The 24,345-nt window shown below is 64.2% G+C and carries 31 protein-coding genes and 1 pseudogene; 21 read left to right on the forward strand and 11 right to left on the reverse strand.

All coding sequences use genetic code 11. The annotated features are described in order from the left end of the window. Positions 1-203: 203 nt before the first annotated feature. Complete coding sequence (locus AC1DFC_RS26140; protein ID WP_478180259.1) at positions 204-1,610, reverse strand: heavy metal sensor histidine kinase; 1,407 nt, start codon at positions 1,608-1,610, stop codon at positions 204-206. Beyond that, complete coding sequence (locus AC1DFC_RS26145) at positions 1,607-2,290, reverse strand: heavy metal response regulator transcription factor (protein WP_478180287.1); 684 nt, start codon at positions 2,288-2,290, stop codon at positions 1,607-1,609. Before AC1DFC_RS26145 ends, AC1DFC_RS26140 begins: the two co-directional genes overlap by 4 nt. A 190-nt stretch (positions 2,291-2,480) precedes the next feature. Here AC1DFC_RS26145 and AC1DFC_RS26150 point away from each other — a divergent pair, with 190 nt between their 5' ends. From AC1DFC_RS26150 to AC1DFC_RS26200, 11 genes are all read left to right on the forward strand, one after another. Further along, a complete protein-coding gene (locus AC1DFC_RS26150; protein WP_478180260.1) occupies positions 2,481-2,768 on the forward strand; it encodes a DUF4148 domain-containing protein in 288 nt (95 codons plus the stop codon). Positions 2,769-2,826: 58 nt separating this feature from the next. Further along, positions 2,827-3,261 (forward strand): hypothetical protein, encoded by a 435-nt coding sequence (locus AC1DFC_RS26155; protein WP_478180261.1) that lies wholly within the window; start codon positions 2,827-2,829, stop codon positions 3,259-3,261. Between the two features lie 116 nt (positions 3,262-3,377). Further along, positions 3,378-3,749, forward strand: coding sequence for a hypothetical protein (locus tag AC1DFC_RS26160; RefSeq protein WP_478180262.1), 372 nt, complete (start codon positions 3,378-3,380; stop codon positions 3,747-3,749). Continuing rightward, complete coding sequence (locus AC1DFC_RS26165) at positions 3,746-5,170, forward strand: TolC family protein (protein ID WP_413331441.1); 1,425 nt, start codon at positions 3,746-3,748, stop codon at positions 5,168-5,170. Before AC1DFC_RS26160 ends, AC1DFC_RS26165 begins: the two co-directional genes overlap by 4 nt. Positions 5,171-5,202: 32 nt before the next feature. Next, positions 5,203-6,618, forward strand: coding sequence for a multicopper oxidase family protein (locus AC1DFC_RS26170; RefSeq protein WP_413331440.1), 1,416 nt, complete (start codon positions 5,203-5,205; stop codon positions 6,616-6,618). A 47-nt stretch (positions 6,619-6,665) separates the two neighbouring features. Then, complete coding sequence (locus AC1DFC_RS26175; protein WP_007828402.1) at positions 6,666-7,157, forward strand: cupredoxin domain-containing protein; 492 nt, start codon at positions 6,666-6,668, stop codon at positions 7,155-7,157. A gap of 74 nt (positions 7,158-7,231) precedes the next feature. Continuing rightward, on the forward strand, positions 7,232-7,600 hold the full coding sequence (locus AC1DFC_RS26180) for a copper-binding protein (RefSeq protein WP_478180263.1): 369 nt from the start codon (positions 7,232-7,234) through the stop codon (positions 7,598-7,600). Positions 7,601-7,726: 126 nt separating this feature from the next. Next, entirely contained in the window at positions 7,727-8,047 is a 321-nt protein-coding gene (locus AC1DFC_RS26185; protein ID WP_478180264.1) for a hypothetical protein, read from the forward strand. A gap of 63 nt (positions 8,048-8,110) precedes the next feature. Then, positions 8,111-8,770: a c-type cytochrome gene (locus tag AC1DFC_RS26190; protein WP_413313088.1), complete on the forward strand. Its 660-nt coding sequence runs from the start codon at positions 8,111-8,113 to the stop codon at positions 8,768-8,770. Between the two features lie 8 nt (positions 8,771-8,778). Next, positions 8,779-8,979 carry a hypothetical protein gene (locus AC1DFC_RS26195; RefSeq protein ID WP_042672621.1) on the forward strand — a complete coding sequence of 67 codons (201 nt, stop codon included), beginning with the start codon at positions 8,779-8,781 and terminating at the stop codon, positions 8,977-8,979. A 226-nt stretch (positions 8,980-9,205) separates the two neighbouring features. After that, positions 9,206-9,397, forward strand: coding sequence for a heavy-metal-associated domain-containing protein (locus AC1DFC_RS26200; RefSeq protein ID WP_478180265.1), 192 nt, complete (start codon positions 9,206-9,208; stop codon positions 9,395-9,397). 43 nt (positions 9,398-9,440) lie between these two features. Here AC1DFC_RS26200 and AC1DFC_RS26205 read toward each other — a convergent pair whose 3' ends face one another. Further along, positions 9,441-10,376 (reverse strand): LysR substrate-binding domain-containing protein, encoded by a 936-nt coding sequence (locus AC1DFC_RS26205; protein WP_478180266.1) that lies wholly within the window; start codon positions 10,374-10,376, stop codon positions 9,441-9,443. A 96-nt stretch (positions 10,377-10,472) separates the two neighbouring features. Here AC1DFC_RS26205 and AC1DFC_RS26210 point away from each other — a divergent pair, with 96 nt between their 5' ends. The 7 genes and pseudogenes from AC1DFC_RS26210 to AC1DFC_RS26240 all read left to right on the forward strand — a co-directional run bounded on the left by AC1DFC_RS26210 (position 10,473) and on the right by AC1DFC_RS26240 (position 15,453). Beyond that, positions 10,473-10,925, forward strand: coding sequence for a hypothetical protein (locus tag AC1DFC_RS26210; protein ID WP_007828389.1), 453 nt, complete (start codon positions 10,473-10,475; stop codon positions 10,923-10,925). Positions 10,926-10,958: 33 nt separating this feature from the next. Beyond that, positions 10,959-12,128, forward strand: a complete 1,170-nt coding sequence (locus AC1DFC_RS26215; protein ID WP_413331438.1) for a trans-sulfuration enzyme family protein — start codon at positions 10,959-10,961, stop codon at positions 12,126-12,128. Between the two features lie 22 nt (positions 12,129-12,150). After that, on the forward strand, positions 12,151-13,077 hold the full coding sequence (locus AC1DFC_RS26220; RefSeq protein WP_007828385.1) for a transporter substrate-binding domain-containing protein: 927 nt from the start codon (positions 12,151-12,153) through the stop codon (positions 13,075-13,077). A 59-nt stretch (positions 13,078-13,136) separates the two neighbouring features. Further along, the gene (locus tag AC1DFC_RS26225; RefSeq protein ID WP_007828383.1) at positions 13,137-13,874 is read left to right on the forward strand and encodes an amino acid ABC transporter permease; all 738 of its coding nucleotides are present in this window, start codon (positions 13,137-13,139) and stop codon (positions 13,872-13,874) included. Then, positions 13,874-14,563, forward strand: coding sequence for an amino acid ABC transporter permease (locus tag AC1DFC_RS26230; protein ID WP_478180267.1), 690 nt, complete (start codon positions 13,874-13,876; stop codon positions 14,561-14,563). Before AC1DFC_RS26225 ends, AC1DFC_RS26230 begins: the two co-directional genes overlap by 1 nt. A gap of 27 nt (positions 14,564-14,590) precedes the next feature. Continuing rightward, positions 14,591-14,893, forward strand: a pseudogene (locus AC1DFC_RS26235) (ATP-binding cassette domain-containing protein); the annotation flags it as partial. A gap of 59 nt (positions 14,894-14,952) precedes the next feature. Beyond that, positions 14,953-15,453 carry a cupredoxin domain-containing protein gene (locus AC1DFC_RS26240; protein WP_478180268.1) on the forward strand — a complete coding sequence of 167 codons (501 nt, stop codon included), beginning with the start codon at positions 14,953-14,955 and terminating at the stop codon, positions 15,451-15,453. Between the two features lie 35 nt (positions 15,454-15,488). On the opposite strand, the gene AC1DFC_RS26245 is transcribed toward AC1DFC_RS26240, so the two are convergent. Genes AC1DFC_RS26245 through AC1DFC_RS26265 form a run of 5 tightly spaced genes read right to left on the reverse strand, consistent with a single transcriptional unit; the run spans position 15,489 to position 19,276 of the window. Continuing rightward, positions 15,489-17,795, reverse strand: a complete 2,307-nt coding sequence (locus AC1DFC_RS26245; RefSeq protein WP_478180269.1) for a copper-transporting P-type ATPase — start codon at positions 17,793-17,795, stop codon at positions 15,489-15,491. 60 nt (positions 17,796-17,855) lie between these two features. Continuing rightward, positions 17,856-18,086, reverse strand: a complete 231-nt coding sequence (locus AC1DFC_RS26250; protein ID WP_007828365.1) for a hypothetical protein — start codon at positions 18,084-18,086, stop codon at positions 17,856-17,858. A gap of 22 nt (positions 18,087-18,108) precedes the next feature. Beyond that, positions 18,109-18,783 (reverse strand): methyltransferase family protein, encoded by a 675-nt coding sequence (locus tag AC1DFC_RS26255; RefSeq protein WP_478180270.1) that lies wholly within the window; start codon positions 18,781-18,783, stop codon positions 18,109-18,111. Next, entirely contained in the window at positions 18,764-19,000 is a 237-nt protein-coding gene (locus AC1DFC_RS26260) for a DUF2933 domain-containing protein (protein ID WP_007828361.1), read from the reverse strand. Before AC1DFC_RS26260 ends, AC1DFC_RS26255 begins: the two co-directional genes overlap by 20 nt. Positions 19,001-19,024: 24 nt before the next feature. Beyond that, positions 19,025-19,276 carry a hypothetical protein gene (locus AC1DFC_RS26265; protein ID WP_478180271.1) on the reverse strand — a complete coding sequence of 84 codons (252 nt, stop codon included), beginning with the start codon at positions 19,274-19,276 and terminating at the stop codon, positions 19,025-19,027. 291 nt (positions 19,277-19,567) lie between these two features. Here AC1DFC_RS26265 and AC1DFC_RS26270 point away from each other — a divergent pair, with 291 nt between their 5' ends. Then, complete coding sequence (locus tag AC1DFC_RS26270; protein ID WP_007828357.1) at positions 19,568-19,870, forward strand: DUF5676 family membrane protein; 303 nt, start codon at positions 19,568-19,570, stop codon at positions 19,868-19,870. Between the two features lie 6 nt (positions 19,871-19,876). On the opposite strand, the gene AC1DFC_RS26275 is transcribed toward AC1DFC_RS26270, so the two are convergent. The 3 genes from AC1DFC_RS26275 to AC1DFC_RS26285 form a co-directional block, all read right to left on the reverse strand. Then, a complete protein-coding gene (locus AC1DFC_RS26275) occupies positions 19,877-20,092 on the reverse strand; it encodes a hypothetical protein (RefSeq protein ID WP_007828355.1) in 216 nt (71 codons plus the stop codon). Between the two features lie 396 nt (positions 20,093-20,488). Continuing rightward, a complete protein-coding gene (locus AC1DFC_RS26280; protein ID WP_042672615.1) occupies positions 20,489-22,024 on the reverse strand; it encodes a sensor domain-containing diguanylate cyclase in 1,536 nt (511 codons plus the stop codon). Between the two features lie 191 nt (positions 22,025-22,215). Further along, positions 22,216-22,473, reverse strand: coding sequence for a hypothetical protein (locus AC1DFC_RS26285; RefSeq protein WP_007828352.1), 258 nt, complete (start codon positions 22,471-22,473; stop codon positions 22,216-22,218). Between the two features lie 271 nt (positions 22,474-22,744). Here AC1DFC_RS26285 and AC1DFC_RS26290 point away from each other — a divergent pair, with 271 nt between their 5' ends. Further along, positions 22,745-23,050 carry a hypothetical protein gene (locus AC1DFC_RS26290; RefSeq protein WP_007828351.1) on the forward strand — a complete coding sequence of 102 codons (306 nt, stop codon included), beginning with the start codon at positions 22,745-22,747 and terminating at the stop codon, positions 23,048-23,050. A gap of 110 nt (positions 23,051-23,160) precedes the next feature. Further along, positions 23,161-24,318 carry a DSD1 family PLP-dependent enzyme gene (locus AC1DFC_RS26295; protein WP_413331434.1) on the forward strand — a complete coding sequence of 386 codons (1,158 nt, stop codon included), beginning with the start codon at positions 23,161-23,163 and terminating at the stop codon, positions 24,316-24,318. The last annotated feature ends 27 nt before the right edge of the window (positions 24,319-24,345 follow it).

A 24,345-nucleotide genomic window follows, 5' to 3' on the forward strand; every position in this document is an offset into this window, starting at 1 on the left:
CGGAGAAATCGTTCGGATCAACCAGCGCACAGCCACCGTTCACTGCGACGGTCGCGCATGGCGCGTGGCGTTCGCTCTGCTTCAACACGTCACCGACATCACGCCTTAAACCACCCGGCCGTCAACAACGGCCTCGAGCGGACTATTACCAAAGATGGCTCGCGCGTCGTCAGGGAGGAGAACGACGCGGTAAGCAAGGCGTATCAGCCTTCCGGCGTCATGGAAAAGCTGATCTCGGTGACGCCGGATCGGGATGTGGCGCGGGTCTGGCCTCCATGCATTCGCGCGATCGCGGCCACTATTGCCAGGCCGAGTCCGTGGTGCTCCGACGAATCGGTGCGAGACCGTTCCGCCCGAAAGAAGCGCTTGAAAAGATTAGGCAACACATCAGCGGAGACCGGCTCGCCCCGGTTGGCAACCTTGATCCAGACGCCATCGGGTTGCATGTCGATAGCAACCGCGATCGTGGAGCCGGGCGTCGCATACCGGCTAGCGTTGCTCAGCAGGTTCGACAATGCCCGACGCACCAGTGCGGCGTCGACGCCAATAGTCGCATCGCCGCTGACATGCACCTTCAGTCCGACGTCTTCCAGCGTGGCCTCATGAAAGTCCAGCACCGTGCGCACCTGGTCGGCCAGGCTGACCGGGGCCGAGCGGCGTGCAACCGCCCCACGGTCCGCGTGGGACAAAAAGAGCATGTCGATCACGATCGCAGAGACGCGCCTTGCTTCTTCGAGTGCCGACAGCAGGGCATCGCGTAGTTCCTCGACCGATCTGGGCCGCGCCAGTTCCACTTCCACCATCCCGATCAGGTTGGCCAGCGGCGTGCGCAGTTCGTGCGCGACATCCGCGTTGAACGATTCCAGTTGCTGATAGGCCTGCTCGGCCCGGTCGAGCACCGCGTTGAACTGCGCGACCCAAGGGGTGATTTCGGAGGCATACGGGGAGGGATCGATACGCCGTCCGGGGTGTGCCGGTCCCGTGGCTGCGGTCTGCCGAATCAGCTTCTTCAAGGGTTTCAGGCCCCGGCGCACCAGCAGCGCACCGGTCAGGGCGATCATTGCGGACCCCAGCACGACCGCGCCGACCAGCGTCCAGGCAAGCCGACTCAGGAGCCGGGAGTCTTCCTGGATGTCGATGCCGAGCTGCAGTTGCATGGTGGCCTCACCCGGCTGTGCCGGATGCTCTTCTGTCGGCTTCCACAGCCAGCGCGCGGATGCCCGGGTGGGCGTGGTCGAGTAGATGGTCTCGTCGCCGCGGCGAAGCACCAGGCTGATCTCGGCATGCGTGAGGAAGAAATCGTCCAGCTTGTGACGCAACCCGTCCGTCCCTGTATCGCCCCGCGACTCCTGGATCAGGTGCCTGATCAGTTCGGACTGGCGCTCGAACTCGCTGGCCTGCTTGACTTGAAAGCTCCACGCCGTGACGGCGTAGATCGCCACGCAGACGAGGCTGAGGCCGATCAAGGCCTGCGCCGCAAACCAGCGAGACAGCGCGGCCTGGATGGAGCCTGTGCTCTCGGTGTTGGAGGCCGCATCGGTTGCTGCTGACTTGACAACCACGAGGTCGGCTACGGCGCTGGACTCTCCGATGGTTTCGATGGCGTTCACGATCCGCTGCCCTGCCGGCTCTCCAGCACATACCCCATGCCGCGCACCGTGTGCAGCAACTTCTCTTCGAAAGGATCGTCGATCTTGCTGCGCAGCCGCCGGATGGCCACTTCCACCAAGTTGGTGTCGCTGTCGAAATTCATGTCCCACACCTGCTCAGCCAACTGCGTGCGCGACAGCACGTTGCCCTGGCGGCGCATGAGCAGGGTCAACAGCGCGAACTCCTTGGCGGTCAACTCGAGCCGATGTCCGTTGCGCGAGGCCTTGCGCGCAACCACATCGAGGCGCAGGTCCTTGAGCACGTAGTTCGACACCTCGTGCAACTTGCCGCGACGCAGGAGGGCCTGGATCCGGGCGAGCAATTCGGAGAAGGCGAACGGCTTGGCAAGATAGTCGTCCGCACCGCTTTGGAGTCCGCGCACCCGATCGGTTACTTCGTCACGCGCTGTCAGCATCAGCACCGGCATCGACCTGGATTTGCGCACTGCATCCAGCACCGCAAAGCCGTCGATGCCAGGAAGCATCACGTCGAGGACCAAAAGGTCGTAGTCCCCATCGAGTGCAAGGCTGCGTCCCTCGATACCGGTGCGCGCGAGGTCAACCACGAAGCCGCTCTCGGTGAGTCCCTTCACGAGGTAATCGCCGAGCTTGTGTTCGTCTTCGATGACCAGTATGCGCATCGCCAAATGGTACGGCGCGAGGTCTCGTGCGTGGATTACTTCTTTGTAATCCAAGTGATGGGTGATTGGCGGACTGGCTTCCTAGAGTGCTTGCATGCCGGTCGACAGGCTGGCACCGCCGGCTCGGTTGTCGATCCAGGCGAGTTCAGTGCAGCTCACGAAATTGAGCCAACCGTTGAAGGAGACCATCATGAAGAACCGTCAAATCCTTTCGTTCGCACTCGCCGCAGGCGTGGGCGGCGCGTTCGTCGCACCGCTCGCGGCCTACGCGGAAGGTTCCTCTCACTTCGCGCCGAACGAAGCCGGCGTGGTCTACCACCCGGCCGAGGCCGGCGCCGCCAAGACCGATGCCCAGATGGCGGCCGAACTGGAAGCCGCGCAGAAGCAGCCCAACTGGGACGCCGCGGCAAGGCTCGGTGCGCCCCTGCCAGCGCCCAAGGCCGACACGAGCAAGGCTCGTGCGCAGGCGCAACCCTGAGGGTTGTGCGCAGAACTGGATATACGCACGGGCCACCTGACACACCGCTCCAACCAGAATGCTGCGCATGTATCGGGTTCGCCTGTTCGTTCTCTGGATCGTGATGTTCGCCGTGCCCTTTCAGGGGTACGCGGCGGCAGCCATGGTCTTTTGCGGACCCGGACATGCCGGTGCGACGGCCGACATGTCTGTCGAGCTGTCCGGGGGGCATGACCATGCCCGGTCTCCGCATGCCGACGGGCGCAGCGACCATCACCACGAGGCGGCACAGGCCGCCAAGCCACCGGCGAAAGACGGCACCGACAAGACCGCAAGTGCGGAGCCTGACACGATGCACAAGTGCGGCACGTGCGGCGCGTGCCATGCCACGGCGCTGACCAGCACGTTGGACCTGGCCGTCTTCCACGATCTTCCGCACGCCGATCTGGTGGAGCCGGCCATCACGATGGTCACGCTCGCGCCGCGCGTACTCGACAAGCCTCCTCGCGCCTAACGCGTTCGTGCGCCTGTGACTCGCGTCACGGGCCGCCGCGGACGCTCATGCATCGCCTGCGTCATGCCCTTTCGGGCAGCTCTGACGCAATCCGTTCATGAACTTGCGAGGACCCCATGTTCCATTCATCGTCAGCCCGTTGGCTGGCTGTTTTCCCCGCTATGGTGGCACTGGCCGCCGTGGCCCAGCCTGCGCCCACGCCACCTCCCGCACCTACATCTGCTGGCTCAGCCGCGACCGCGGCACCGCCGCCAGTCCTGACCTTTAAATCCGCGCTCGAAGGCCATCAATCCTTTGCTGAAGAAAAGCCCATCCCCTGGAAGGAGGCCAACGAGACGGTCTACCGCCGCGGTGGCTGGCAAGCCTACGCCAAGGAGGCGTCGGGCACCGGCACGGCTGAGGCCGAATCGCCCAAGGGCGCAGCCGCTGCACCTGCCACGCAGCCAGGCCATCCCATGCCTATGCCTGCGAAGAAGGAGAAGCCATGAAGCGCGCCTTGCGTTTGACGGCCATCGCCGTCGCAGCCGCATTTCTGGCCGGGTGCGCCTCGGTCGATATCGACGACGCCCTGAAGGACACGAACACCAATGCCAAGCAGTTCACCGGCGGCAAGCTCGAACTCAGCCGGACCCAGGAGCAGCGTGATCGCCGCTCTGCGTTGACGCAGGAACTGCTGGCCAAGCCGCTGTCGCAGAACGATGCGGTGCAACTCGCCCTGGCCAACAGTCCCTCCGTCCAGGCCCTGATTGCCCAGAGCTGGGGCGACATTGCTGCCGCAAACCAGAGCAGCCGGCTGCCCAACCCGATCTTCACGTTCGAGCGCATGCGCCTGAACAGCGAACTCGAGCTCGGACGTCTGTTGTCCTTCGGGCTGGTGGACCTCATCTTGCTGCCGCAGCGCTTGTCGATCTCGAAGAGCCAGGCCAACCAGGCCAATGTCCAGCTGACAGGCGCCGTGGTCGACCAGGTCACCCAGGTCAGACAGACCTGGGTCCGTGCCGTCGCCGCACAGCAATCGTTGCAGTACGCGGAGCAGGTCAACAAGTCAGCCCAGGCCAGCGCCGAGCTCGCACGCCGGATGCAGCTCATCGGCAACTTCAGCAAGCTCCAGCGCGCGCGCCAGCAGGTGTTCCATGCAGACGCAACCACTCAGCTCGCCTCCGCGCAGCACGCCATGACGGCCGCGCGCGAGGAACTGATCCGTGTCCTGGGACTGGACGATGCCCAGGCCGCCAAGCTGACCTTGCCCGAGCGTTTGCCCGACCTGCCGAAGGCACCTCGCGAGGCGAAGGAAGTCGCAGCCACTGCGACGGAGCAGCGTCTCGATGTCCAACTCGCCCGCGCCCAGCTGGATGTGGCAGGCAAGTCGCAGGGCATCAACCTGCTGTCGACCTTCATCGACGTCGAAGTGGGTGGTCGTCGCGACACAGTGTTCGACAACGCGGAGGGCACCAAGAGCACCCGGCGTGGCTTCGAGCTCGACATCCGGTTGCCGCTGTTCGACTGGGGTTCTGCGCAACGCGATGCATTGAACGCTCAGTCCCTGGCCGCGGCCAACCGATATGACGCCACCGTGCGCGGCGCTTCTTCGCAGTTGCGCGAAGGCTACTCGGCCTACCGCACGGCCTACGACATCGCGCGGCACTACCGCGACGAGATCGTGCCGCTGCGCCAGGCCATGGCCGACGAAAACGTGCTTCGCTACAACGGCATGCTGATCGGCGTCTTCGAACTGCTGGCCGAAGCGCGCGACCAGATCTCCAGCGTGACCAACGCCATCAACGCCCAGCAGCAGTTCTGGCTGGCCGACGCCGCCCTCGCGGCTTCCGTGATGGGCAAGCCCACGTCCATGGGCGCCGCGACGGCCAGCTCGGGTGGCGAAGGCGCCTCCACTGGCGCCGCCCACTAGTGCCCCCGGGGCTCATCAACGATTTGAACGACATGACCAACAGACGCAATTTCCTGAGCGGTGCCGGTGCCATCACGGGCGCCATTGCAACCGCGAGCGTGAGCAAGGTGGCCATGGCCGCCTTGCCCGAGCCTGTGCTCCAGACGACGCCCAACACCATGCCTCCGCTGATGCCCTCGAGCGGACGCCCCTACAACCCCGTGGTCACGCTCAACGGCTGGACCCTGCCCTGGCGCATGAACAATGGCGTGAAGGAGTTCCACCTGGTGGCCGAGCCCGTGGTGCGCGAGATGGCGCCGGGCTTCAAGGCCAATCTGTGGGGCTACAACGGCCAGTCGCCCGGCCCCACCATCGAAGTGGTGGAAGGCGACCGGGTGCGGATCTTCGTGACCAACAAGCTGCCGGAGCACACCAGCATGCACTGGCACGGCCAGCGCCTGCCCAACGGCATGGATGGGGTCGCAGGCCTGAACCAGCCGCCGATCCGTCCGGGCAAGACCTTCGTCTACGAATTCGTGGCGCGCCGTCCCGGCACCTTCATGTACCACCCGCACGCGGACGAGATGACGCAGATGGCGATGGGAATGATGGGTTTCTGGGTGACGCATCCGAAGGCCGAGCATCCGCTGATCGAGAAGGTCGACCGCGACTTCGTGTTCCTGCTCAACGCCTACGACGTGGAGCCCGGCAGCGCCACGCCCAAGATCATGACGATGCTGGACTTCAACCTGTGGTCCTGGAACAGCCGGATCTTTCCCGGTATCGACTCGCTCAACGTCAGGCTCAACGACAAGGTGCGCATCCGCATCGGCAACCTGACGATGACAAACCACCCGATCCACCTGCATGGGCACGAGTTTCTGGTCACGGGCACCGATGGGGGACCGACACCCAAGAGTTCCAGGCAGTACGAGGTGACCACGGACGTGGCGGTCGGCCAGATGCGCCAGATCGATTTCCTGGCCGACGAAGAAGGCGACTGGGCCTTCCATTGCCACAAGAGCCATCACACGATGAACGCCATGGGCCACGACGTGCCGACCATGATCGGCCTGGACCACAAGGACGTCGCCAAGCAGATCTCGAACCTGGTGCCGGACTACATGGTCATGGGCGAGCGCGGCATGGCGGACATGGCCGAGATGGAAATGCCGATCCCGGACAACACCGCGCGAATGATGACGGGCGAAGGCCCGTTCGGCTCGGTCGAGATGGGCGGCATGTTCAGTGTGGTCAAGGTGCGCAAAAACCAGAAGGCCGGTGACTACTCCAATCCCGGCTGGTTCAAGCACCCCAAAGGCACTGTCGCCTACGAACTGGACGGCCCGCCGCCGGAAACCCCGCGCCAGCGCGGCGCCGGCGCAGCCGCGATGCCCGCTCGGAACATGCCCGCCAAGAACATCGAAGTTCAGATCCGCAAGCCCGCCAGCGGTCATTCCGGCCACTGACATTTTTTCCACTCCCCTCAAACCTTCCAACCTCTCAAAGGAAAACCATGAAACACACCTTCCGCAACACCACTCTCGCTGCACTGCTCGCACTGGCCGCCGCCGGCGCTTCGGCGTCGGGCACCCATGCCGGTGGCCACGGCCACGATGCCGACGAGGCGATCGGCAAGCCCGGCGTGGCCACCAAGGCGACGCGCACCATCAACGTCGACATGACCGACAGCATGCGCTTCACGCCGGCCAACATCAGCGTCAAACAAGGCGAGACCGTGCGCTTTGTCATCAAGAACTCCGGCCAGCTCAAGCACGAACTCGTGATCGGGACCGAGAAGGAGCTCAAGGAGCACTACGAAGTCATGAAGAAGAACCCGGAGATGGAGCACTCCGATCCGAACATGGTGACGCTGGCCGCGGGCAAGACCGGCGAGATTGTCTGGCAGTTCACCCAGGCCGGAAAGGTCGACTTCGCTTGCCTGCAGCCGGGCCACTACGACGCCGGCATGAAGGGCGCCGTGAACGTGACCAAGACCGGGAAGTAAGCGCCAAACGCGCGCCGCGGGCCTCTATCGGGACGCGGCGGGCTTCAATTTCATTCATATCCAAGGAGATTCTCATGTCGAACATTCGCATCGCACTCTTGGCATTTGCTGCCGCACTCTCGTTCGCTGGCACGGCCAGCGCGCAATCTTCCAAGTCCGACATGCCGGGCATGTCCGAGAAGGCACCGGCCGCCGGCGCAGCGGATGCTGCCGCGGCGTCGGATCTCACCGAAGGCGAGATCCGCAAGGTGGACAAGGACAACAAGAAGCTCACGATCAAGCACGGCCCGCTCAAGAACCTGGACATGCCTGGCATGACGATGGTGTTCGGGGTCAAGGACGACGCCATGCTCGACAAGGTCGAGACCGGCGTCAAGGTCCGCTTCCAGGCGGAAAAGATCGACGGAAAGATCATGGTCACGAAGATCGAATCAGCTCGCTGAGCGCATCTTCACCAGGCGCTGTGCAGGAATGACATCTGGCTCGACGCAGGTTCCCTGCACTGTTTCGAGGACGCACGCCCGAACGATCTGCTCCACCGGTGCGAAAGACTGCCACGGCATATCCTGTTGAACAAGTCGCGCCTCTGCGATGGTGAGGACTACGTGACGACCCAGAATATTGGGGCCGGCTGCTTCTCACCGATGCACGTCTACAACCGTGGCAGCTTCATCGAAGAGATTGAATTGCAGGAAGACGGCCGGCGCCGACGAACTTGCCGGACAGCGCTTCGCGATCCTGGTCGATCGCTCCACGGGCAGCGCCACGCGCACGTCGTGATGCTGAATCCGGCGACATCCGCCGAGTTGGGCGACATCGTTTCGGCCAACGTCGACAGGTGCGGCACAGCCATTCGCGTGTTGTCGCATGCACAAGTGCCACCCGGCTGACTCGGCCTGCGCACGATCTCCAGCCATCTTTGCAGCCAGCCTCCCCCCAAACCTGAGCACCCCATGAAATTGTTCGCGCCTCTTTTGCTAGCCGCTCTGGGCGGATTGTCCTCCGGCTTTTCTTTCGCGGCCGATCCTGCCCTGCCAGCGCCGATCGACAGAGTCCCCGCCAAATCGGCAAAACCCGACATTGCGAACGGCGAAGTCGTCTTCAATGGCAAGTCATGCGCCGCGTGCCACAGCGGGGATGGAAACTCGGCTATCCCCGCCAATCCCAAGCTGGCCCAGCAGCATCCTGAGTACCTGCTCAAGCAACTGCAGGAGTTCAAATCCGGCAAGAGAAAAAGCGCAGTCATGAGCGGCATGGCGGCGATGCTTTCCGAGCAGGAAATGCGCGACGTCGCCTGGTTCCTGGGCTCCAAGCCCATCAAGCCGGGGTTTGCGAAGGACAAGGATCTGGTGGCGTTGGGCGAGAAGATCTATCGCGGCGGCGTCGGGGACCGCAGTGTGCCGGCCTGCGCGGGCTGTCACAGCCCCAACGGGGCGGGCATCCCGATCCAGTACCCCCGACTGGGCGGACAACACGCCGAATACATCGCCGCGCAGCTGACCGCGTTTCGCGATGGAGGGCGACTCAACAGCGTGCCCATGAGCGGCGTTGCAGCGAAGCTCAACGATCGCGAGATCAAGGCTGTGTCCGATTACATCGCGGGGCTTCATTGAATGACGCCATGCGTCCAGAGCTGCCGTCGCCTCAGGAGGTAGGCATGTATGTGACGGGACGATGGGTTTCAACCAATGTTGTCGGCACGATGTTCGTCGCCTGGCTCGTTGGAGTTGTCATCTTCGTGGCCGTCATCGTGTGGCAGCGCCGGAAGTCCTGGTGGAGCGAGCGTCTGACAGACATCGCGTCGGCCGCCGGCCAGTCTTAGAGGCCCGGCGGCGTCCTTGTCTGTATGCATTCAGCCCCCCTTGCGTCTGCCTCGCAGAGACAAGTCACGAGGACGCTGACCAACTGTTCCTGCGATTCGCTTCGCCCGGCCTCTTGAAAAGCCTGAATGCAAGAAACCACGCCGTTGAAGGATTTGATGCCAGTCGCTTGACCTTCACACAATGTCAAGCCTGAAACTGGAACCACTTTCAATCAAGGAGTCTCTCATGCAAGAGTTCATCATCCAGTCAATGTCCTGCGGTGGCTGCGCGAGCCGGATCGCCCAGGCCGTCAAGAATCTGGACGCCGCAGCGAAGATCGAAGTCGACCTGCCGACCAAGACGGTGCGCGTCGACAGCGCCGAAGACCGCGCATCTGTGATCGCGGCCCTGACGGAAGCCGGCTACCCGCCGAAGTGATCCGCAACGCACGGGACATCGGCCTCAATCGGCTGTAGTGGCGCTATGCGGCGCGGGGTTTGAGGAGATTCGCGAGGGCCTTCTGGTCTTCGGCCAACTGGATGCGCATGAGCTGAAGCACTCGCAGGGCGAGGCCGGACAGCGGCTGCCCAGGGGGAAGCACCAACACCCCCGCGAAGGAGACTTCCAGGGACAGCGGACGGATGGCCAGACCGCGTTGGGCGTATTCCATTGCGGTGACCGGATTGACGAACCCGATGCCCATCCCGCTCAAGGCCATCTCGCACACGCTCGCCGCGTAGGGGGTCTCGACCAGCACGCTCAACCCGACGTTGCACTCCGCCAAGGCGCGTTCCAGACGTCGCCGGGATGCGTCCTCGGGGTTGAGTGCAAGGAATGGCTCTTCCGCGAGCTGATGCGGCTGGATGGCCCTGGCCTTGGTCAGGCGGTGCTTCGCATGCATCACAACTACACCCGGGAAGCGCGCGAACTCGGAGTGCTCCAGGCCTGTCGTCGGCATCTCGTCGGCCATCAGCCCGAAGTCGACCTGCCGCCCCTGCACGGCCTCGTGCACCTCCCGCGAGCTGAGCACCTGCAGCGAGATCTGGGGCCGGGCGTCGCTGTCGCGGCGCTCGGCCACCAGCCGCGACAGGACTCGCGGGACGAAGGTCAGGCCGAAGGCCGGATAGACCGCCATGCGCAGCGTGTTGACGCCAAAGCGCTTGAGGCTGCGCATGCGGTGCTCGATGCTGCTGAGACCCACGAAGACGCGCTCGACCTCGACCAGCAAGGCATGCGCTTCGGGCGTGGGCTGCAGCCGGCCCCGCAGCCTGCGAAACAGCGGGAATCCCGCCGCTTCCTCGAGCCTGCGCAACGACTGGCTGATGGCGGGCTGCGTGACGCCCAGGAGCGCGGCCGCCTTGCTCGCGGAGCCGGCGGACATCACGGAACGGAACACCTCGATCTCTCGGAGCAACATATAACAACCGCTTATGGAGAAAGAATTTCGAGCGCGAATCAGATTATCCCTGTCGTCCTAGAGTTGGCGTCTTCAGCCACCTTCCGGAGAAGCGACATGAAACTTCAAACAGTTCTTGCAGTGACCGTCCTCGCATGTGCCGCACCTGCGTGGGCGCACGATTTTTCCGGCGACATCGCCAGGTTCCGGACCATCGCCGCCACCAAAAAGCCCGATAGTCAGCAGGCGCTGGCCGCGAAGCTCGCGCTGGAGCGTGCGCAGGGCGAGATGGAGCAGTCGGACGTGAAGATGGTGTTGCGCATCCGCTCGATGACCAACGCCGGCCTGCGCGCCATCGGCGAACAACCGGCCTTCCTCACCAGCGAGTACAAGCGCCTGGAGGCGGCACTGGCCAATCCGAAGACCAACGACCCGGCCAAGATCGCCGCGGCCAAGGAAACCTTCGCCCGTCTGTCGGTGGAGATGAAGGTCTACACCGATCTCGAGAACATGGCCGTCGACCAGATGAAGCAGGCGCTGCAGCTCATCGAATCCGCACCTGCCAACTGATCGCACGTCCAACGAACAGCCCCGTCTTTCATCGTGAACTCTTCCATCCCCAATCTTGGCACCTCTCCTCGTGGTGCATTCGCCAGCCTGGTCCCGCCGGTGTGGCGTGCCTCCACGGTCGTCTTCGATTCACTCGACGATTTCGTGAATCGCCGCACCCGTCTGCCGGATGGCTTCAGCTACGGCACCACGGGCACGCCGACGCAGCGCGCCCTGGAGACACGCATCGCCGAACTGGACGGTGCCGCACATTGCGTCGTCTTTCCCTCCGGGCAGGCGGCGATCTGCAGCACGCTCCTGGCGTTGCTCAAGAAGGGTGATCACCTGCTGATGACCGACGCCGCCTACGGCCTGGCCAAGTCCTTCGCCGTCGAGCGGCTGCAAGCGCTCGGCATCGAGGTCGAGTTCTATCCGCCGCGGATCGGTGCGGACATCGAACGCCTGGTGCGTCCGAACACGCGCCTCATCTGGCTGGAGTCCCCCGGCACGGTGACGATGGAAGTGGAAGACGTGCCGGCGATCACCGCCGTGGCGCGTGCCCGTGGCGTACTGACCGCCATTGACAACACCTGGGCCAGTCCGCTGGGATTCGCGGCCTTGGCACGTGGCGTCGACCTGTGCATTCACGCCTGCACCAAGTACATGGGCGGCCATTCGGACGTGTTGATGGGCAGCATCGCGACCAACGACGAAGGTCTGTACAAGTCCTTGCGCGGACTCCAGTCGCAGATGGGACTGGCCGTGAGCCCTGAGGACTGCTTCCTGGTTGCCCGAGGTCTGGACACGATGCAGGTGCGCATGGAGCGCCAGGCGACCAGCGCACAGTTGATCGCCGAGCGGCTCGCAGCGCATCGCCTGGTGCGCCGGATGCTCTTTCCCGCGCTGCCCGGCGCGCCGGACCATGCGCTCTGGGCGCGTGACTTCAGGCAGTCCGGCTGCGTGATGTCGCTGCAGCTGCTGGACGGCCCCTACGACGCTTACCGGGCGCTGTTCGGGAATCTGAAGCTGTTCTCCATCGGTGCCAGCTGGGGAGGTGTGCGCAGCATCGCTGCTTTCTATCCGGCGGAAGAGCTGGCCAAGCGCAATTTCTGCGACGTCCGAGGCCCTGTCATCCGTCTGTCGATCGGCCTGGACGATCCCCAAGCGCTGCTTGACGAGTTGCAAGGCGCCTTGCGCGCCTGCGAAACGAGTTTCAACCTCTGATTCACGCCATCTGGAGCCCGCGATGACCCTCAAGCCGACCTTTCACACTGCGTTGATTCGCTCCTTTCTCGCCGTAACAGGCCTCGCGCTGTGCGCCGGTGTCGCCGCGCAAACCGCGCCGCCGCTGGAGGGCACGCTCAAGAAGATCAAGGACACCGGGACGATCACGGTGGCCACGCGAGGCGCTTCCATCCCGTTCAACTACCTGGATGACAACAACAAGCAGGCGGGCTTTGCCTGGGAGATCGCGCAGCGCGTGGTCGACCGGGCGAAGAAGGACCTCAAGCTGGCGAAATTGGACGTCAAGGCCCTGGAAGTCACGCCGCAGACGCGCATTCCGCTGGTGGCCAACCAGACCGTCGATCTGGAGTGCAGCTCGACGACGAACAACGCGGAGCGGCAGAACCAGGTGTCGTTCTCGACGACGTTCTTCGTCGTTGGCGCACGGCTGCTGGTGCGCAAGAATTCCGGCATCAAGCACTGGTCCGACCTTGTCGGCAAGAACGTCGTGGTCAGTGCGGGCACCACCGCGGAGCGCATGCTGCGGCAGCTCAACGAGAAGAACAAGTGGGGCATCAACATCATCCTGGCCAAGGACATCAACGAGAACTTCCTGACCGTGGAGACGGGCCGCGCGGTGGCAGCGACGCAGGACGACATCATTCTCTTCAGCAACATCGCTCGCGCCAGGAACCCGGCGGATTGGGAAGTGGTCGGTGTGCCGCAGCAAAAGGAAGCCTATGGCTGCATGCTGCGCAAGGGAGACGTCGCCTTCAAGAAGCTCGTCGACGGCGTGATCACCGGAATGATGCGCTCCGGCGAATTCGCCTCGCTGTACGAGAAGTACTTCCTGAAGCCCATCGCGGTGAAGGGCAGCGTGACGGTCAACTTCCCGATGTCGCCCGACATGCAGGAACTCCTGCGTCACCCGAACGACCAGCCGCTGTAAGGCGCCGAACGCCACAAGTTCGACCACCGCTTCACGAACCGTCTCCAAGCACTTTCAAGATGCACTACACCTGGGATTGGCTGATCTTCTTCAAACCCTCGGTCACGGGTGAAGGCATGTACGGCCTGATGCTGCTGCGCGGGTTGCTGTGGACGGTCGTGTTGTCGTTGCTGGCCTGGACGCTGGCGCTGGGCATCGGCCTTTTCGCCGGCGTGGCCCGGACCTTGCCGAGCCGCACGGCGCGATACCTGTCCACGGTTTACATCCACTGCTTTCGCAACACACCGCTGCTGGTGCAGCTTTTTCTCTGGTACTTCGTGGTGCCGGAGCTGCTGCCCGTCGAATGGGGCAATGCACTCAAGCAGATGAACCCGACCACGAACCAGTTCCTCACCGTGCTGGTAGGCCTGACGCTGTACACCGCCGCGAAGGCCGCCGAGCAGGTGCGCGCGGGCATCGAGTCGGTGCCGCGCAGCCAGAAACAGGCTGCCATGGCGCTCGGACTGGGCACCACGGCGGCCTATCGCCACGTGATCCTGCCGCAGGCCTTGCGCACCGTCATTCCTCCGCTGACCTCGGACTTCCTGAACGTGTTCAAGAACTCGGCCGTCGCGCTCACCATCGGCCTCATGGAGCTGACCGGGCAGACGCGCCAGTTCAGTGAGTTCAGCGCGCATCCCTTCGAGGCCTTCATTGCGTCGACGTTGATCTACGTGGCCATCACTTATGGCGTGATCGTGCTGATGCGCCACGTCGAGCGCCGCACGCGGGTGCCTGGCCTGCTGGGAGCCGCGTGATGGGCTACGACTTCGACTGGGCCTCTCTGCAGCGCGCCTGGCCCTATCTGATGCAGGGCCTGCAGATGACCGCCTTCCTGGTGGTGGTCTCGATGGCGGCCGGCGTCGCGCTGGGGACCTTGCTGGCCATCACCCGGATCTTCGCGCCGCGTCTGATCGCGGCGCTGGTGGCCGGGTATGTGAACCTGTTCCGCTCGATCCCGCTGATCCTCACGATCCTGTGGATCTACTTCCTGATGCCCGTCCTGCTGCGGGCCGTGACCGGAGATGCGAACCTCGGCGTCGGGCCGATCTATGCTGCGCTCGTGGCGTTCGTGCTCGCGGAGTCGGCCTACTACTGCGAGATCATTCGCGCCGGGATCGGCAGCGTGCGCGCGGGCCAGATGCAGGCGGCGCAGTCGCTCGGCATGTCGCCGTGGCAGGCCCTGCGCCACGTGATCCTGCCGCAGGCGTTTCGCAACATGACGCCCTCGCTCATCAACCAGACCATCGCCCTGCTCAAGGACACCTCGCTGGTCTACGTGATCAGCCTGAACGACTTCCTCGGGGCGGCCAGCAAGGTGGGACAACGCGACGGGCGCGTGGTCGAGATCTACATTCTGGTCGCTGTCGTCTATCTGGTGCTGTGCACGGCAGGCGCCTGGTGGGTCACCTGGCTGCAGCGGCGCAAGGCCGCGGCTGCGATCTGAATGAACTCCATGATCGAAATCAACGACGTCTCCATTGCACGGGCGTTGTCCATGGACCCGATCGTCATGCTGTTCGACGAGCCGACCTCGGCGCTCGACCCGGAGATGGTGGGCGAGGTGCTCGACGTCATGGTGAAGCTCGCGCGCGAAGGCATGACGATGATGGTAGTGACCCACGAGATGGGCTTTGCCCGGCAGGTCAGCGACCGGGTGATCTTCATGGACCAGGGACGCATCGTCGAAGACTGCTCGAGCGAGGCGTTCTTCGGCCGTCCCGAGAGCCGGCCACCGCGCGCCCAGGACTTTCTCTCCAAGATGCTCGCGCACTGAAGGTCGAAGAAGCACCGAACCCTTCCCAGACAAGCCCAACCGCCTCCCAAAGGAAACACATGAAATCGATCAAGACACTGGTGCTCGCCAGCACCCTGACGTTCTCGGGCCTGGCCCTCGCACATGGCGACGAGGATCACAGTGCGTCGAGCGGACCGGTACGCAAGGAGCAAAAAGAATGGGGCATCGCGGGCGATGCGAGTGCGGCCAGGCGAACGCTGGAATTCAAGATGAATGACAGCATGCGCTTCACACCCAATCGCATCCAGGTCAAGCAGGGCGAGACCGTCAAGCTCGCCATCCACAATGAAGGAAAGGCCATGCACGAGTTCGTGATCGGAACGAAGAAGGAGCTCGACGACCATGCCGCACTCATGATGAAGTTCCCGGGCATGGCGCATTCCGAGCCCTACATGGCGCACGTCGCTCCTGGCAAGACCGGCGAGATTGTCTGGACCTTCAATCGTGCGGGCGAATTCGATTTCGCCTGCCTCATCGCGGGGCACTATCAAGCAGGCATGGTCGGCAAGGTCAAAGTGGCGGCGGCCGCAGGATCTTGAGGGCGACGCCGGGGGACACGCCGTGGTGAGAAACGCTACTCCACCTTCACCGTCCGCAGTCGGAGCGCGTTGCCGATCACGCTGACCGACGACAGCGCCATCGCCGCAGCGGCAACGACCGGCGACAGGAGCATGCCGAAGAAGGGGTAGAGCACCCCGGCCGCAAGCGGGATGCCGGCCACGTTGTAGGCGAACGAGAGGAACAAGTTCTGGCGGATGTTGCGCATGACGGCGTGCGACAGCGTCCTCGCGCGAACGATGCCCATCAGGTCGCCCTTGAGCAGCGTGATGCCGGCGCTTTCCATCGCCACGTCGGTGCCGGTGCCCATCGCGATGCCAACCGTGGCGGCGGAAAGCGCTGGCGAGTCGTTGACGCCGTCGCCGCCCATGGCCACGACCCGGCCCTCTTTCATCAGGCGCTGCACGACCGCGACCTTGTCCTCGGGGAACACCTCGGCAACGACTTCGTCGATGCCCAACTGTTTGCCCACAGCTTCGGCCGTCGTCTTGCCATCGCCCGTGAGCATGACGATGCGAATACCTGCAGCCTTCAGCAGCTGGAGCGCCTGGGGCGTCGTGGCCTTGATGGGGTCGGCGATTGCGACGAAGCCGGCGAGCTTGCCATTGACGCCGACGAAGATGACGGTGGCCGCCTTGGCGCGCTGCTCTTCCGCAGCCTGGTTCAATGGCGCCGATTCGATGCCGCTCTCGGCCAGGAACTTCGCGCTGCCCGAGACCACCTGCTGTCCGTCGACCGTGCCGACCACACCCTTGCCGACGGGCGAGTCGAAGTCCGTGACGGCGGACAGGTTCAACTTTCCCTCCTGCGCCGCGTTCACGATGGCCAGGGCCAACGGGTGTTCACTGGCCCGCTCGACGCTCGCGAGCTTCTGCAGCACGTCGTCCTTGCTGAAGCCCTCGGTCGGTTCGACGTGGACCACTTTCGGCCGACCCTCGGTCAGCGTTCCGGTCTTGTCGAGCACCAGCGTGTCGACTTTTTCCATGCGCTCGAGCGCTTCCGCATCGCGGACAAGCACGCCGTGCTGCGCGCCCTTGCCAACCCCGACCATGATGGACATCGGCGTGGCCAGGCCCAGCGCACACGGACAGGCAATGATGAGAACGGCGACCGCCGTGATGAGGGCGTAGGTGAACGCCGGCGGGGGGCCCCACACCAGCCAGACGCCGAACGTGATGACCGCGATCAGGATGACGATCGGCACGAACCAGCCCGCAACCTGGTCGGCCATGCGCTGGATGGGCGCGCGGCTGCGCTGGGCCGCCGCCACCATGTGAACGATTTGCGAGAGCAGCGTATCCGCGCCGACCTTCTCGGCGCGCATGACGAAGCCCCCGGTCTGGTTGAGCGTTCCGGCAGTCACCTTGGAGCCGACCGCTTTTGCCACGGGAATGGGTTCGCCCGTGACCATCGACTCATCGACGTTGCCCTTGCCGTCGGTGAGCTCACCGTCGACCGGGACCTTCTCGCCAGGTCGCACGCGCAGGAGGTCACCGACCTGGATGGCATCGACCTGAACGGTTTCGTCCGAACCATCGGCCTTCACCTTGATCGCGGTCTTCGGCGCAAGCCCGAGCAGGGCCTTGATGGCCCCGGACGTCTTCTCGCGCGCTCGAAGCTCGAGCACCTGGCCCAGCAGCACCAACACCGTGATCACCGCCGCAGCCTCGAAGTAGACCTGAACGGCACCGCCTTGCAGCCGAAGTTCAGCCGGAAACAGCCCGGGCGCGACGGTCCCGACGATGCTGTAGATCCAGGCCGCTCCGGTGCCCAACGCGATGAGCGAGAACATGTTCAGGCTTCGGTTCCTCACCGATGCCACAGCACGCACGAAGAAGGGCCAACCTGCCCACAGCACGACCGGTGTTCCCAGCAGCAATTGCACCCAGTTCGAGGGCTGCTGCGCGATGAGGTGGTGGATATTGAAGAGGTGTCCGCCCATCTCCAGGGCAAAGACCGGCACCGCGAGCGCCATGCCGACCCAAAACCGCTTCGTCATGTCCCGCAGCTCGGGGCTCTCGCCCTGCTCTGCCGTCGCCAGCACCGGCTCGAGCGTCATCCCGCAAATCGGGCAGTTGCCCGGACCCATCTGACGCACCTGAGGGTGCATCGGGCAGGTGTACTCGACCTGACCCTGGTCGCCCTCGGCCGCCGGCTTGGCGGCAGCGTGCGCATGGGCGTGGTGGCTGTGGCCATGGTGGGCATCGTCCATCACGGTGCCGTCTGGCATGACGTGCTGGCCTTCGTGAGGTCGTCCGTCCGGCGCCGGTTTTGTCGGGGGCGGGCGGATGGGGTCATGGGTCGTTACGTTGCTGGGTCGCATCGCGCTCTCCTGTTGTTGTGGCTAGTTTCAACCTTCCCATGGTTGGAAGGTCAAGAGGCGCTACCGAAACGCCAATACCGAGGCAATCCAGAGGCCGCCACCGGCCAGAAATGCCCAGCACAACCAGAACAGCAACCGCTCCCACCAGGCCGGTGGACTTTCGCGGCCTTCGAGCCGGTACTTCAGTGTCATCCCTGCGCCATGGACCAGCAGACCCACGCCGAGCAATGGGACGGCGTAGGGCCGAATGGCCTCTGGGGCAATGAGCGCCAAACCGGCGCCCAAAACCATGGCGCCGAGACCGGAAGCGAGCTCAGCGCCCCGTGTGGCTGTTGACCGGCCGGGCACGGTCGTCTTTCGAGAAATGCGGAATGAACCGTGGCGTGGCAGCCGCGTAATCGCGCCACGCGTCGCCGAATGCGGCTTCCGAGTCGCGCTCCTCGGAGATGGCCAACCGCACATACATCGCCACGAGCACCGGGAACATCGCCATCGTCAGCAGTGTCGGCCATTGCAGCAGGAAGCCGAACATGATGAGCACGAAGCCGATGTACTGCGGATGGCGCACCAGTCGGTACGGTCCCGCGGTCGCAAGCGCATGACGCCGCTGGGCATGATAGAGCACGTACCAGGCCTTCGAGAGCAGCATGAAACCAGCGAAGAGCACGACGATGCTCAGGATGTGGAGTACACCGAGGTGCGGATTGCCATGCCGACCGGTCAGCAGCCACCATAGGTGACCGGCGTCGTGACCGAACAGGTTGACACCCGGAAACTTCGAGCCCAGCCAGCCCGACAGCAGGTAGATGGTCAGCGGGAAGCCGTACATCTCCGCGAACAGCGCGACGATGAACCCGGAGTAGGCGCCGAAGCTGCGCCAGTCGCGCAGGGTCGTCGGCTTGAAGAAGCTGTAGGCGAACCCGACGAAGATGGCCGAGTTGAGAACCCCCAGGTCCCACAGGCCGTAGTCATTGTCTGGGGTGTTCATCGTCAGCCTTTCTTGAGTGGCTGCCGTGGTGGTGGCCATGGTGCATGAAGAGGTGCATCAGCGGGCACGCCAGCAGAAGTGCGAACGGCAAGACGCCCAATACATGGGCGCGGTGTTCGGTGAACAGAAGAAAACCGCCGACTGCCGATACGACGAGCAGCACTACGCCTCCGCGCGAGCGCCAGAACGGGGGCGGTTCGTGGTTCATATCGCCCATGGCCTTGCTCCTTGCGGCCGACGGCTACTTGGCCGCCGGTGGCTTCATCCCGTCGCGGTCCATCATCATCTGCATCATCATTTCCATCATGTCCATGCGCTTGCCCATCATCTCGGGAGACATGCGCGCGCCGCCTTTGCCGTCGGAAGTGTGCATTTGGCCCATCATCGCCATGCCGTCCTGCATGGCCTTCATGTGTTCGCCCATCAACGCCTGGCGTTCGTCCGGCGTCTTCGCGTCCATCATCTTTTGGTGCATCGCCTGCATGGACTTCATCTGCATCTCCATCTGCACAGGTGGTACTTTGGGCGCCTTCGACGTTCCAGACGTTGGCGCTACCGCGTTCGCAGGGTGATGGGCACCATGGTCCTGCGCGGATTGCGCCAGTGCGCCGCTCGAAAGCGCCGCGGTGATGGTGAGAAGAAGAATTGAGCGCATAGAGGGCCTCCGGCTTGTTAACCAAGTTTCGGGACACCCAGCGCTCCGCAGCTTGCGCTAGGTCAAGGCAGAAGGCTCGCGGCGCGCCTGGATTGGCTGAGAGGCATCTCCAACCTCCAAGGAGAATTCATGAACCACACGTCGCCTTCGATTCAGGAAAGCGGCGCACCGTCGACCGCGCTTCGCACAGGAGTGGCGCTGGCCACCACCGTCGCGGTTTTCTATGCCCTGTGCACCCTGGCCTGGGTCGCTGCACCCGGCCCGTTTCTGAGCTTCATGAACAGCCTGTTCCATGGCATGGACTTCTCCGTCCTCAGTCGGCCCGCGCCCTTTTCGGTGCGCGGCTTTGTCGAAGCCTTTCTCGTGATGAGCCTGTGGGCGTTCCTGGCGGGCTCTTTCTTTGGATGGCTGCGCCCGCGTCTCGGCGCGTAGGCACTTTCAAAGCCCGTCGCTCCGGGATGAAAACGAGCGCGCGAACGGAATCGTGGACCCGCCGATGCCTTGGTCAGGCAGTTTCGCCGTCAGTACGGGTGAACTGTGGCTCTGGACCACACCGGCGACATGCTTCACACCCAGGGCAGCGACGACGCCCGCCGCAACCATCGTGATCGCCAGGCCGGTGCTGAAGCAGAGCATGAGGGACGCTTTGGCCAAGCCTCGTGCTTCCTCGGTGGAGGAGATTGCGTCAAGTCACAGCCTCCATTGGGATCACCGAGCGCTTGTCCTGCTGATCCCGCGGCAACGTCGGGTCGGATCGGGTCGGGCTTGTACATGCGCGCCATCAAAGCTGCGCGTCGGCGTTCATGGTGAGCATCGCGAAGTTGCCCATACCCCGCCGGCATGCCGGGAGGTCGGACGCGCGACTGCATACCACTGCGACGCAGGAGCCAGACGTTTTGCCACTCTCCGATGCCGGGGCAGGAACGCATGCAAGCCCCACCGCTGCGGGAGGGCGCGTAGGCACCGGTTCGCAAGCGACCGGCCGTTGTCGCCATCAGGGTTGGCTTGGGTCCGTTCCAAGGCGACGGGCTCCTTCAAGCTGTGTCCCCTTCAGGCCGCCTTTCGCATCGTCGTGCAAACACGGTTCCGCCCCCCCATCTTGGCCTCGTACAGCGCCTTGTCGGCTGCCTGGATCAACGCCTTCGGCGGCCCCTTGGTGATTGCGGGGCTGAGCGCATCCACGCCGGCACTCAGCGTCACGAACCCGTCTGGCGTACCGGCGTGCACGATTTCCAGGCCACGAACTGCACTGCGGATTCTTTCCGCCAGGATGACGGCGCCAGCCACATCGGTATGCGGCAACAACACCGCGAGTTCTTCTCCGCCGTAGCGGGCCGCGAGATCTCCCGGACGGCGCGAAGCGAGGCTGGCGATCGTGCGGCTGATCGTCTGCAGGCACTCGTCGCCGGCCGCATGTCCATAGATGTCGTTGTACTGCTTGAAGCAATCGACATCGATCATGATGAGCGCCAGGGTGCTCGCATCGCGCATGGCCCGGCTGAATTCGCTGTCGAGCGTCACGTCGAACTGGCGGCGATTTGCCAACCCGGTAAGGCCGTCCTCCATGGCGAGCGTATTCAAGGTCTTGTTGAGCGTTTCCAGCGCGTCGCGCGCCCGCCGCAGTTCGGCCTCGCTCTTGTTTCGCAGTTCCATCTGCTTCACCAGCCGCCATCCGACGAAGCCGACGATCGACGTCATGAGAATGATGCCCGCCGTATGCCAGAGCGTGTCCTGCCACCATGCGGCCAGGATCTCATCCTTCGAAAGTGCTGCAGTAACGAACAACGGATAGTTGTCGAGACGCCGAAAGCTGTTCAGGCGCGTGACGCCGTCCTGCGCTGATAAGACTTCGGTCGTTCCTACCGGACCTTGTGCAAGGTATGCGCGGAAGAGCCCGGTCTCCCGCATGTTCCGTCCCACCATGTCTGCGCTGTACGGCCGGCGAATCATCATGGTCCCGGTTTCGAGGACCAGCCCGATCGCGCCGGCACGGCCTATGTCGAGGCTGTCGTAGAACTTCTTGAAGAAGTCGATATCGATCGACGCAAGCACCACGCCGGCGAAGCTGCCATCCGCATTGTTGATGCGCCGGGAGACGGGAACGAGCAGCTTTCCGTTGGTTCGGCTTTGCACCGGAATGCCGATGTGCGGCCCCCGCTCCTCGTGCTCTCGATGAAATAGAAAGTACTCCCGGCTCGCATTGTTCAGGTTCGGATTCTGCGACGTCGTCTGCCTGGAGTTTGCGACCCAGTTTCCATCCTTGTCATAGATGTGAATCGCATCGAGCTGAGGGAGTTCGGCCACCCGCATGGCAAGAACCTTGCGAAGCCGTTCGACGGCCGCCGGCTCCGTGCCGTCGTGTTCGACGCGCTCGACGATGCCGACCAGCGCCGTATCGGCCTGCTTGACCGTGTCTTCCGCCTGCTGTGCCATTGCACGCGCGAGATTCGACGCCGCGACGCCCATCTGCTGGAGCAGGACCGTGCGCGCGTGCCAGCTGTTCCAGCAGTCGAGCACCACGAGGGTGAGGCAAACCACGGCCACGAAAGCCGTCGTCCGGAAGGTGATGGATGGCCGGCGAAACACTATGTGTCTTCGGCGCAATGACGTCTGGAACTCATACCCGACTTTGGCACATCCTTGGCTGAATTGGCCACCATCATCAGCCATTGGGCCCCGTCCGGGCAGGCAAGCAGGGACCGCCAGCAGCTGATCGCGCAGCCAAGATAGCCTTGCCGCAGACAAAAATCTCCGGGATTAACCCTCGCCAGGGCTCGTCAGAGTGCCCTCTCTGCGCCCTCTGGAATCAATGGCGACAAAGGCTCGATAGCCTCGCCCGTCTCCACGTAGTTGAGCTCGATCGGGTGGACGACGGCTGCTGCGGCCTCGCCGTCGAATTTCACCAGCAGGTACTCGCCGCTCGCGCCGGAGATGATTCCGAAACGGCCATTGAACTCGACCCTGCTGCCGCGCCGCGCCGGCACCTTGAAGCGCATTCGAATGTAGGGAAGACCTACGCGGAAATACTCAACCATGTGAAATCCCAGTCTTGTTGTCGGTTCGACGGGGAAGCACGCTGCAGGCCCGTGCGGACCTGCGCAAACTCCCTGGCAGCCATCTCACCGCCACCCCTCGGGAGGGCGTGTCAGCCAAGGCCGCTCCTCGATGACAGCCGCCGGATGTTCAGATGGTGGAGCGCTCAAATGACAAGCCGAAGAAGCCGCTGGGAACGGCATCGCCGGAACACTACGTCCCTTCGCGCAACAGGCCTTCACGGCCCGGTGCGGGATCGGCGATGCTCAGGGCATGCCCACTGCAAATTCACGGCCGCCAGCGCGCTTCGGATGGCGCGTCGCCGCGCTGATCTACACGGTCACCGGCGTCGCGTGTGTCCTGGCCTGCGCCGCCGTGCCCGAGAGCGAGGCGGGCCTGCTCGCCGCCGTCTTGGGCGGGCTGCCATGGTCGATGAGCTTGCTGACGCTGGACCTGTCGCCCGGCGTGGCGAACACGGCGCTGATGCTGCTGGCCGGCAGTTGGGCGATCAATGCCGCGCTGCTCTGGTGGCTGGCGCTGCGCCGGCCAACGCACCACGGACCATCGCGTCCGGCGTAGGGACATTTCCGTCTCCGGCGTCCTGCGCCAGGCAGGCATTCAGTGCGATCATTCGCGCGCGAAATGCTGGCTCATTTTTCTCGCCCCCTCCCCTTCAAAGGCTTTTCCCGATGCCCCAAGACCCGCTGCAAGTCAACGCGCCCCTCATCGGCGTTCCCGGCGGCCGCCACCTGCTCGACACGCCCGCCCTGCTGATCGACCTGCCCGCAATGACGCGCAACATCGAACGCATGGCCGCCTTCGCCAAGGCGCGCGGCATCAACCTGCGACCGCATGTGAAGACGCACAAGTCGGTCGAGATCGCGCGGCGGCAGGTTGCGGCGGGCGCCATCGGCGTGAGCTGCGTCACGCTGGGCGAGGCGGAGGTGATGGTCCAGGGCGGCATTCCGGGCGTGCTCATCACCTCGCCCGCCGTCACGCCGAGCAAGATCTCGCGGCTCATCAAGCTGGCGCAGCGTGCGCGCCCGGGCGACGTGATGGTGGTGGTCGACAACCCGCAGAACCTGGCCGACCTGGCGCGTGCGGTGAGCGAACTCACGCACCCGCTCGACGTGCTGGTGGATTACGGCGCGGGCTACAACCGCACCGGCGCAGCCACGCAGGCGAAGGTGCTCGAACTCGCGGCACTGGTGGCCGCCGAGCCGCGCCTGCGGCTGCGCGGGCTGCAGTCTTATGCGGGCAACCTGCAGCACATCGTGTCGCGCGAGGAGCGCAGCACGGCGGCGGCCGGCCTGCGCGAAACGGTGGCGGACATCGTCGCGGCGGCGAAGCGGCAGGGCCTGCACTTCGACATCGTGACCGGTGCAGGCACCGGCACGCACGATCTCGATTCGCAGGAGAACGCGTTCACCGAACTGCAGGCGGGCTCGTACGTGTTCATGGATGCCGAGTACACGCAGGTGCTCGCCAACGACGGGCAACCGTCGCCCTTCGAGGTTTCGCTGTTCGTGCAGACGGCAGTGGTCAGCACGAATGCGACCGGCTGGGTGACGGTGGACGGCGGCACCAAGTGCTTCTCGACCGACAGCGGCGTGCCGCTGGTGGCCAAAGGCGCCGACGCCGCGAGCCGCTATGCCTTCTTCGGCGACGAGCACGGCAAGTTGATACCGCCCCAGGGCTCGCAGGCGCAGCGGCCCGCGCTGGGTGCTCGCGTGGAGTTCGTCACGCCGCATTGCGACCCGACGGTCAACCTGCATGACGCGTATCACGTGGTCGAAGGCGGCACGCTTGTCGCCATCTGGCCGGTGGACGCGCGCGGCAGGCGATAGGCGTCCTGGGGGCCGACCGCAGCGGCG

It is taken from the genome of Variovorax sp. 10L421 (genome assembly GCF_056395365.1).

What these genes read in the sequence shown, in the direction of transcription:
- AC1DFC_RS26145 (WP_478180287.1), bottom strand. Translation starts at nt 2,290, where the DNA reads ATGCGCATACTGGTCATCGAAGACGAACACAAGCTCGGCGATTACCTC.
- AC1DFC_RS26150 (WP_478180260.1), top strand. Translation starts at nt 2,481, where the DNA reads ATGAAGAACCGTCAAATCCTTTCGTTCGCACTCGCCGCAGGCGTGGGC.
- AC1DFC_RS26155 (WP_478180261.1), top strand. Translation starts at nt 2,827, where the DNA reads ATGCTGCGCATGTATCGGGTTCGCCTGTTCGTTCTCTGGATCGTGATG.
- AC1DFC_RS26160 (WP_478180262.1), top strand. Translation starts at nt 3,378, where the DNA reads ATGTTCCATTCATCGTCAGCCCGTTGGCTGGCTGTTTTCCCCGCTATG.
- AC1DFC_RS26165 (WP_413331441.1), top strand. Translation starts at nt 3,746, where the DNA reads ATGAAGCGCGCCTTGCGTTTGACGGCCATCGCCGTCGCAGCCGCATTT.
- AC1DFC_RS26170 (WP_413331440.1), top strand. Translation starts at nt 5,203, where the DNA reads ATGACCAACAGACGCAATTTCCTGAGCGGTGCCGGTGCCATCACGGGC.
- AC1DFC_RS26175 (WP_007828402.1), top strand. Translation starts at nt 6,666, where the DNA reads ATGAAACACACCTTCCGCAACACCACTCTCGCTGCACTGCTCGCACTG.
- AC1DFC_RS26180 (WP_478180263.1), top strand. Translation starts at nt 7,232, where the DNA reads ATGTCGAACATTCGCATCGCACTCTTGGCATTTGCTGCCGCACTCTCG.
- AC1DFC_RS26190 (WP_413313088.1), top strand. Translation starts at nt 8,111, where the DNA reads ATGAAATTGTTCGCGCCTCTTTTGCTAGCCGCTCTGGGCGGATTGTCC.
- AC1DFC_RS26195 (WP_042672621.1), top strand. Translation starts at nt 8,779, where the DNA reads ATGCGTCCAGAGCTGCCGTCGCCTCAGGAGGTAGGCATGTATGTGACG.
- AC1DFC_RS26200 (WP_478180265.1), top strand. Translation starts at nt 9,206, where the DNA reads ATGCAAGAGTTCATCATCCAGTCAATGTCCTGCGGTGGCTGCGCGAGC.
- AC1DFC_RS26205 (WP_478180266.1), bottom strand. Translation starts at nt 10,376, where the DNA reads ATGTTGCTCCGAGAGATCGAGGTGTTCCGTTCCGTGATGTCCGCCGGC.
- AC1DFC_RS26210 (WP_007828389.1), top strand. Translation starts at nt 10,473, where the DNA reads ATGAAACTTCAAACAGTTCTTGCAGTGACCGTCCTCGCATGTGCCGCA.
- AC1DFC_RS26220 (WP_007828385.1), top strand. Translation starts at nt 12,151, where the DNA reads ATGACCCTCAAGCCGACCTTTCACACTGCGTTGATTCGCTCCTTTCTC.
- AC1DFC_RS26225 (WP_007828383.1), top strand. Translation starts at nt 13,137, where the DNA reads ATGCACTACACCTGGGATTGGCTGATCTTCTTCAAACCCTCGGTCACG.
- AC1DFC_RS26230 (WP_478180267.1), top strand. Translation starts at nt 13,874, where the DNA reads ATGGGCTACGACTTCGACTGGGCCTCTCTGCAGCGCGCCTGGCCCTAT.
- AC1DFC_RS26240 (WP_478180268.1), top strand. Translation starts at nt 14,953, where the DNA reads ATGAAATCGATCAAGACACTGGTGCTCGCCAGCACCCTGACGTTCTCG.
- AC1DFC_RS26245 (WP_478180269.1), bottom strand. Translation starts at nt 17,795, where the DNA reads ATGCGACCCAGCAACGTAACGACCCATGACCCCATCCGCCCGCCCCCG.
- AC1DFC_RS26250 (WP_007828365.1), bottom strand. Translation starts at nt 18,086, where the DNA reads ATGGTTTTGGGCGCCGGTTTGGCGCTCATTGCCCCAGAGGCCATTCGG.
- AC1DFC_RS26255 (WP_478180270.1), bottom strand. Translation starts at nt 18,783, where the DNA reads ATGAACACCCCAGACAATGACTACGGCCTGTGGGACCTGGGGGTTCTC.
- AC1DFC_RS26260 (WP_007828361.1), bottom strand. Translation starts at nt 19,000, where the DNA reads ATGGGCGATATGAACCACGAACCGCCCCCGTTCTGGCGCTCGCGCGGA.
- AC1DFC_RS26265 (WP_478180271.1), bottom strand. Translation starts at nt 19,276, where the DNA reads ATGAAGTCCATGCAGGCGATGCACCAAAAGATGATGGACGCGAAGACG.
- AC1DFC_RS26270 (WP_007828357.1), top strand. Translation starts at nt 19,568, where the DNA reads ATGAACCACACGTCGCCTTCGATTCAGGAAAGCGGCGCACCGTCGACC.
- AC1DFC_RS26285 (WP_007828352.1), bottom strand. Translation starts at nt 22,473, where the DNA reads ATGGTTGAGTATTTCCGCGTAGGTCTTCCCTACATTCGAATGCGCTTC.
- AC1DFC_RS26290 (WP_007828351.1), top strand. Translation starts at nt 22,745, where the DNA reads ATGCCCACTGCAAATTCACGGCCGCCAGCGCGCTTCGGATGGCGCGTC.
- AC1DFC_RS26295 (WP_413331434.1), top strand. Translation starts at nt 23,161, where the DNA reads ATGCCCCAAGACCCGCTGCAAGTCAACGCGCCCCTCATCGGCGTTCCC.